The 6,790-nt window shown below is 67.2% G+C and carries 5 protein-coding genes; 2 read left to right on the top strand and 3 right to left on the bottom strand.

The window, feature by feature from the left end; all coding sequences use genetic code 11:
• Positions 1–141 precede the first annotated feature (141 nt).
• Together R7226_RS23460 and R7226_RS23455 are read left to right on the top strand one after the other, a co-directional pair.
• A complete protein-coding gene (locus R7226_RS23460; protein WP_318599786.1) occupies positions 142–1,488 on the top strand; it encodes a tyrosine-type recombinase/integrase in 1,347 nt (448 codons plus the stop codon).
• Positions 1,489–1,609: 121 nt separating this feature from the next.
• Positions 1,610–3,088 (top strand): tyrosine-type recombinase/integrase, encoded by a 1,479-nt coding sequence (locus R7226_RS23455; protein ID WP_318599785.1) that lies wholly within the window; start codon positions 1,610–1,612, stop codon positions 3,086–3,088.
• Between the two features lie 15 nt (positions 3,089–3,103).
• Here the strand turns inward: R7226_RS23455 and R7226_RS23450 are convergent, their stop codons facing one another.
• From R7226_RS23450 to R7226_RS23440, 3 genes are all read right to left on the bottom strand, one after another.
• On the bottom strand, positions 3,104–5,482 hold the full coding sequence (locus tag R7226_RS23450) for a S8 family peptidase (RefSeq protein ID WP_318599784.1): 2,379 nt from the start codon (positions 5,480–5,482) through the stop codon (positions 3,104–3,106).
• Positions 5,483–6,463, bottom strand: a complete 981-nt coding sequence (locus tag R7226_RS23445) for an AAA family ATPase (RefSeq protein ID WP_318599783.1) — start codon at positions 6,461–6,463, stop codon at positions 5,483–5,485.
• A 110-nt stretch (positions 6,464–6,573) separates the two neighbouring features.
• Positions 6,574–6,783, bottom strand: a complete 210-nt coding sequence (locus tag R7226_RS23440; protein WP_318599782.1) for a helix-turn-helix domain-containing protein — start codon at positions 6,781–6,783, stop codon at positions 6,574–6,576.
• Positions 6,784–6,790 lie beyond the last annotated feature (7 nt).

The raw sequence follows: 6,790 nt of genomic DNA, 5'->3' as shown, positions 1-6,790 counted from the left end.
GCCGCACGGAGCGCGCCGGCGAGAGCGCGGCCGCGACGCGCGCCGCGACCGGCCGGCGCGCCGCCGCTGCTGCGCGTGGGCCCGAAGCGATGAGCCTCGCGACCGCCGCACGCGCAGCGCTCGCGGGCGAAGGGAGGCACGATGCCGCCGCGCGCGACCGGTGAGGCGATCGCGTACCAGCGCATCGACGGCGGCATCACCTGGTACGCGCGCTTCCGCGCCGAGGGCAGACGCCGCAGAGTCAAGCTCGGCACTGACCACGAGGGCTGGAACGCGACGCGCGCCGAGAACGCCGTCGCCGAGCTCGTCGAGCAGGTGCGGCGCGGGACCTGGAGAGCGCCCCAGCCGCGGCAGGCGCCGGCCGCGGCCGCCGCGCCCGCCGACCCGACCTTCCACGGCTTCGCCTCGAGCTGGTTCGCCGACAAGGCGCGCGGGCTCAGCCGCCGCACGGTCGAGGACTACGAGTGGCGGCTCTCCAACCACCTGCTGCCCTACTTCAAGGACCACCGCATCTCGGAGATCGACGTGCGCGCCGTCGACGGCTACCGCGCCGCGAAGCTGGCCGAGCGCGACGAGGCGCGCGCGCTCGGCGTCCGCTCGCTGTCCAACGACAGCATCAACGCGACGATCGCGCTGCTGGCGCAGATCCTCGACGTCGCCGCCGAGCACAAGCTGCCGGTCGAGCAGCCCAACCCGGCGAAGGGCCGTCGCCGGCGCCTGAAGAGCCAGCGCGGCCGGCGCTCCTTCCTCGAGCCCGACCAGGCGGCCGCGCTGCTCGACGCGGCTGGTCGCCTCGACGCCGCCGGCCCGCTCGACTGGCAGCGCGTGCGGGAGATCCGCGGCTCGGCGGCCTCGAACGTCGCGCTCGCGCAGCGCTTCGGCGTCAGCGACTCGCTCGTCTCGCGGATCCGCCGAGGGCTCGTCTGGAGAACGGCCGCGGCCGCGCCGGCGCGCCGCGCCGCGATCGCGACGCTGCTGCTGGCCGGGCCGCGGATCGCCGAGCTGTGCGCGCTCGACCTGCGCGACGTCGACCTCGTCAACCGGCGCCTGCTGATCGCCGACGCGAAGACCGACGCCGGCCGCCGCCAGATCGTGCTCAGCGACCTGCTCGCCGTCGAGCTCGAGCGCCACCTCGCGCGCGGGGCGGGGGAGGGGCCGCTGTTCGTCAACACGCGCGGCGAGCGCTACACGCCGTCGGGCATCCGCACCGCGGTGCTCGCGCCGGCGGCCGCGCTGGCCGCCACGGCGCTGCCGGGCCTGCCGGCGATCACGCCGCACACGCTGCGGCGGACGTTCATCTCGCTGCTGCTGGCCGGCGGCGCCGACGTTCCGTGGGTGATGGCGCAGGTCGGCCACACCGACCCGAAGGTGACGCTGCAGATCTACGCGCAGGTGATCCAGTCGCGCCAGCGCGACTACGGCGCGCGCGTCGACCGCATGATCGCCGGCGCGATGCCAATTGGGACCGGGAACGGGACCACCGCATGATCCCGTGCGTGCCCCGATCGCACACGAGGCCGGTCAAAGCGCCGCGATCGCCGCTGTGGCGGGGAATCGCCGGAGAGCCTGAGAGGGGACTCGAACCCCTGACCCCCTGTTTACAAGACAGGTGCTCAACGTGCAGATAGCGCTGGTACCAGCGGTTCTACATCCCCAGAATCGCCTATTCCAGAAAGAGAAAGACGCGTTTGGTACCCGCAGTGGTACCCGCAAGCGATGCTGGTACCCGCGCCCGGCGGATGGTACCCTCGGCCCAATGGCCCGCACGATCACCCCGGCAGTCGTGGTTCGCGCAGGGAAGGACGGCACGCCGTTCTTTGAGGCCAAGTGGCGCGACGCGGACGGCGCTCAAGTCAAGCGTCGGCTTGGTCCCGCATGGCTCGAATCCGACGGCGACGGCGGCGGCTGGCGAAGACGCAGAGGCCGTGTCCGCGACGGCTGGCTGGACGAGCGTGCGGCGCACGTCGCGGCGGCCGAGAAGGTCGAGGAGGTCGAGCGCGGGCACCAGGCCGACGCGCGCGCCGCCGCCCGCGCAGCCGTCCCGACCTTCCGCGAGATCGCCACGGAATGGCTCGCGTGGAAGCGCGACGTGAAAGGCGGCGCGCCCTCGACGTTGGAGAACAACGCCGTGATGCTGCGCGAGCCCGGCACGCCGCACAAGCGGGGGAGAGGCGTCGCGAAGGGGCGCATCATTGCTCGCTTCGGCGATCGGCCGTACGACGAGATCACCCCGGTCGAGGTGACGGCGTTCCTGCGCGAGCTGGACGCAGAGGGCCTGTCCGCCCGCAACGTCAACGAGCACCGCGCGCTGCTCCACGCGGTCTTCACGTACGCGACGAAGCCGGACACCTACGCGCTGACGACGAACCCCGCAACGGGGACGGACAAGCGCTACCAGCCGGCGGCGCCGCCGCTCGACCACTACGAGGTTGCAGAGGTCGAGGCACTTGCCCGTGCCTGCGAGCGCAGCGAGCACCGGGCGTCCGCGCCGAACTACAGAGGCCGGCCGAACGCGATTGGCGATGACGAGCAGGAGGCGCGCCGCGCCGAGGACCACCAGGACGCGGAGCTGTTCCGGGTGATGTTCTACAGCGGCATGCGGCTCGGCGAGGTGCTGGCGCTGAGATGGCGCCACGTCAGCTTCCTCCCCGACCTTTCAGGCGCGGTGCTCGGCATCGAGAGAGCCGTCAGCGGCGGCGTCGAGAAGGAGCCAAAGGGCAGACGCGGCCGGCAGGTGCCGCTGCCCCGCTCCGGTGCCGAAGCACTCGCGCGCCTCGGTCGCCGCGACGACTTCACCGACCCCGACGACTACGTCTTCGGCAACCGCTACGGAGGTCGGCTCGACGGCTCCGCGCTGCGCCGCCGCTACAAGCGCGCCGCTGCTGCCGCCGGCCTGCGTCCGCTGAAGCTCCACGGCCTGCGCCATGCCGCCGGCTCAGTCATGGCCCGTAGCCTCCCGCTCGTCACCGTCCGCGACGTGCTCGGTCACGCCGAGCTGCGCACAACGAACCGCTACCTCCACAGCAAGATCGACACCGCCGCGATCGCTGCCGTCAACGCGGCGTTCGCGATGCGAGCGCGGACCTGAGGCCGAGTTCAGCCGTTAGAGGATCTCGACGGTGGTCTCAACATCTGTGGTGCCTTCGATCGTGGCCTCGATGGCCGAATAGAGATCGACGTTGGCCTCGCCTGCGTCGAGGCTTATGACCAAGGAGTACGGAATCGATCTTCTGCTCCGCTCCTCGCGTCCGTCCCACCATCCAAGGACCGGGAAGACCGCAAGCAGTCCGCACGAGGCGAGTTCGGCCGCTGTCGTTCGACAGCGGTCAGACTGGACCGTCCCTTTATCTTTCGGTCTGCCGATTTCCCAGTTGAGCTTCGTTCCCCGTCGTCTGTCCGAGACTGCCGCCAGCTTGTTGTACGAGCGAAGGAAACTTGAAGGGCTTTGCAGCGGTCTCTGAAACTTCCACCGCAGCCCGAATCCCTCGTAGTTCCGCACGAGGTTTTCATTCGGCTCCGTGAAATACGACAATGTCACTGAGACCTCGATCTCGGTAGCTCCAAGCCCATGCAACACCGCCTCGGGAAACGGCAGCTCTATGAGATGGGTGTGCCGCTTGCCCTCATCGTCAGGGTCGAGTGCGATTTCGCGTTCGACGATCATCGTCGGGCGTCTGGCCGTCGAATCGCAGACACGCGACGGATCTGGAAGGCCGTATCCGACGGCCCGCAGACGATCCGCGTCGTCGAGTTGACTCCGCATTTGCTGCGTCCATCGCGCGCTATGGACCAACAGAGCACGAATGGTCTCCGGTCGGCGTGAGGGGTTCGCATGCCAAATCTCAGCGAGCATTCCAGCGACGGAACTGCACGCCGCGCTTGTGGCGCAGGTCGCTGCGAGCGGTGGTCCGTACGCATGCTGGTGGGACGTGGTCAGCACGCCAACAGACGGGTGACCGGAAATGGATCTGCCGTTGACCCGCCAGTTCCCACCTTCAGCCACAACGTCCGGTTTGATCGGACGTCCTCTACCAATGTCGCAGCGAGAAAACGGAGACAGCTGTCCGGCTCCCGCTGTCGCCGTGGAGCCTGTTGGAACGGCGGTGAGATCGGTAATCGCTCCGACCGTCACAGCATTCACAGCCTCCGCAGGCGTTGACATCGCCGTTGCAAGACTCTGAGACGGATAGGCAGCAGCCGCAAGCTCAGAGGGTCTGACGTTGCCGGTCGGCACAGTGATGAGACGGCCGGGACGAGAGCCGTCACCGTACGAGAGCTGGTCAGTCGCGATCGCCCAAACGCTTCGACGCTCTCTAGGATCGGGCTCAGCACCGAGCGCTGCGCTGAACAGGCGTCGCTCGGCGACGTGTTCTTCGGCGGCTGCGATCGCGTCCTGCATCCGCTCTGGCCAGAACTCAATGCTGGCGTCGTCTCTCTCCTCGGCCATCACCCGGATGTTCTGAAGAAAGGCGCGAGGCTGAGGCAGCCGACCGGACTGAAGCTGGCCGGCCAGATCTGTATACGCCACGACGCCCGCCATGCGGGTGCCGTGGCCAGCTCTGTCGGCAGCTGACAAGTCATCGATGACGACTGATACGCCAGCAGTCGCGATCGTTCTTTCGAGAAGCGGATGTCTCTCTGCGATACCCGTGTCGAGCACCGCCACGACGACGGGCGGGTTCGGCGGAACGCCGCCGCCGGCGGCGACAACCTGGGATGCGGTCGGCTCGAGCAGATGCGGCACGATGGCTTGCTGAGGCTCACGGATCTCGTACACATCAGGGCACGCCTCCGGCAGCTCCAGGAGGTGTTCACCCGCGAGCGTCAGCAGACAGATCTCACGCTCGGTGGCGGAGTACCAACGCGGCGTCGCGTGAATCCCTTTGGCATCCAAGAACCACGTGAGTTCACTATGGATCGCTTCCCGCTGTCTGTCTGAGGCGGTCCGTCCGCCGGGCATCCAGATTTCAACGGTGTAGTCCGTCTCTGCGTCAATGTCCGCCGCTGCAAGCCAACCGTCACTGAGGTTCTTCAGAGAAGGAGTGCCGATCGACTCGATCCGGTTGATAAGCGGCGCGTTCTTGGGCAGGGCCGTTTTTGACGAGTCCTTACTTGGGTCGGCGTACTGAGCGAGCTTCTGCCGCAGCTCTCTCATGTCACCTCGACGGAAGTGGATCAGTACGCCATCGTCGATGCGCGCGGCGACGACCGCGTTCGCCTTGCTCGCCAGTTTTCGCACCGTCGCGGTATCCGTCCCAGGAGACAGACGCGCCATTGCGACGTGGCCTCTCGCTGACGGCGCTCGTGCAACCGACTCTCTAGCGCTCCATGCCTGCTCAAGGCTCGCGATCTGCTGTTCAAGCGCTGCAGCGTGAGTTTCCCGGTCACGCGAAGGTGGTTCGACCGTTGGTTCCCCGCCGTAGCCTTGGAATGCCAGGTCCGCTGGAGCCGGCAACTCGATATGCGGCAGTCTGTCTGGCACCTATGGGGCGATAGGTTGACGCTCGCGCAGGTCGGTGATCGCTGCTGCGAGATCTCCGTGGCGAAGCGTTCTCCGACGGCTGAGGACCATGGCTTTAGCGGCGTCCGTCACGGCTCGCGTCACATCCGCAAAGGTCAGCCCCACCGCCTCGCGAGCGAGTCGGTCGAGCGATCTCGCGGGCAGTCGGTACGAGCTGGTGAGAAGTTGCAGGAGCCTTCTGATCGCCGGAGCATCCGGCGGTCCGAAGTAGGCAACATCGTCAAAGCGACGCATCAGCGCAGTATCCAGAAAACTGGGCTCGTTGGTCGCAGCGATCAGAACGGAGGTGCTTTCGTCTGCGTCAAGCAGCTGCAAAAAGGCGCTGAGGATACGACGTGCTTCGCCTACATCGTTCGAGTCCGCGCGCTGCTTCCCCACAGCATCGAACTCGTCGAACAAGTAGACGCCGCGCTGTTTTGATGCCTGGACGAATACAGCGTCAAGAACTGCGCTCGTCTCGCCCATAAAACGAGAAAAAAGCACTTCCGTCCGAATGCGGAGCAGAGGCAAGGCAAGTTCGTGCGCGATGACTGCCGCTGTCATCGTCTTTCCGCAGCCCGGAGGCCCATGAAAGAGCAGGCGTCGACGAGGCTGCAAGCCCCATGCGCCTAAGTCGGAGGCGGCCCGCTGCTCCGCAAGGATGCGATCAACGACACGTCTTGTCCCCTCCGCAAGGACCACTCGGTCCAGACCCTCCTCGGGATACCGAACATCAAGGACATCCCGCAAGTCCTTTGGCGGTGTCGCGAGCGGCGTCGGCCTTGAGACCGGCCCGGAAGATGGAGTCGCGGCATCGAGCAAATCTCGGATCCGGCCTGCGACGAGCCGATGACCTGAACGGGCTTCTCGCGCAGCGACCTGCATGGCGATGGTTCTGAAGCGCTCGGAATCACCCGCAACGTGCGCGCGGATGAGTTCTTGGAGCATTTCGGAGTTAGCCATGAATCCAGTCGGTTAGAAAATCGCAGCAATGCCGGAGTCTCAAGCCTACGCGAGCCTGAGGCGGCTTGGCCAGTCGGAGCCGCATATGCCGTCAGGTGGCGCAAAGGGCCTCATTGGGAGCGCAGCCGACCCTCCACGTCGTCTCGAATGAAGCGCACGGCACGGCCGAGCCGTGATGAGGGCAGTTCTCTTCGCCGAGCCAACTCGTAGACGGTGGAGAGCGGCAAGCCGAGCATCTCGGCGACTTCTCTGGCGGTCATCACGTCGGCGCGGGTGAGGCGGCGGCGGGGCGGCTCGCTGGCGGTGGGGTTGGGCGACATCGGATCC

The organism is Conexibacter stalactiti (genome assembly GCF_033542075.1).
GTDB classification, from domain to species: Bacteria; Actinomycetota; Thermoleophilia; order Solirubrobacterales; family Solirubrobacteraceae; genus Conexibacter; species Conexibacter stalactiti.
The sequence above is the reverse complement of the archived record's forward strand: the minus strand, read 5'-3'. Positions and strand labels throughout refer to the sequence as shown.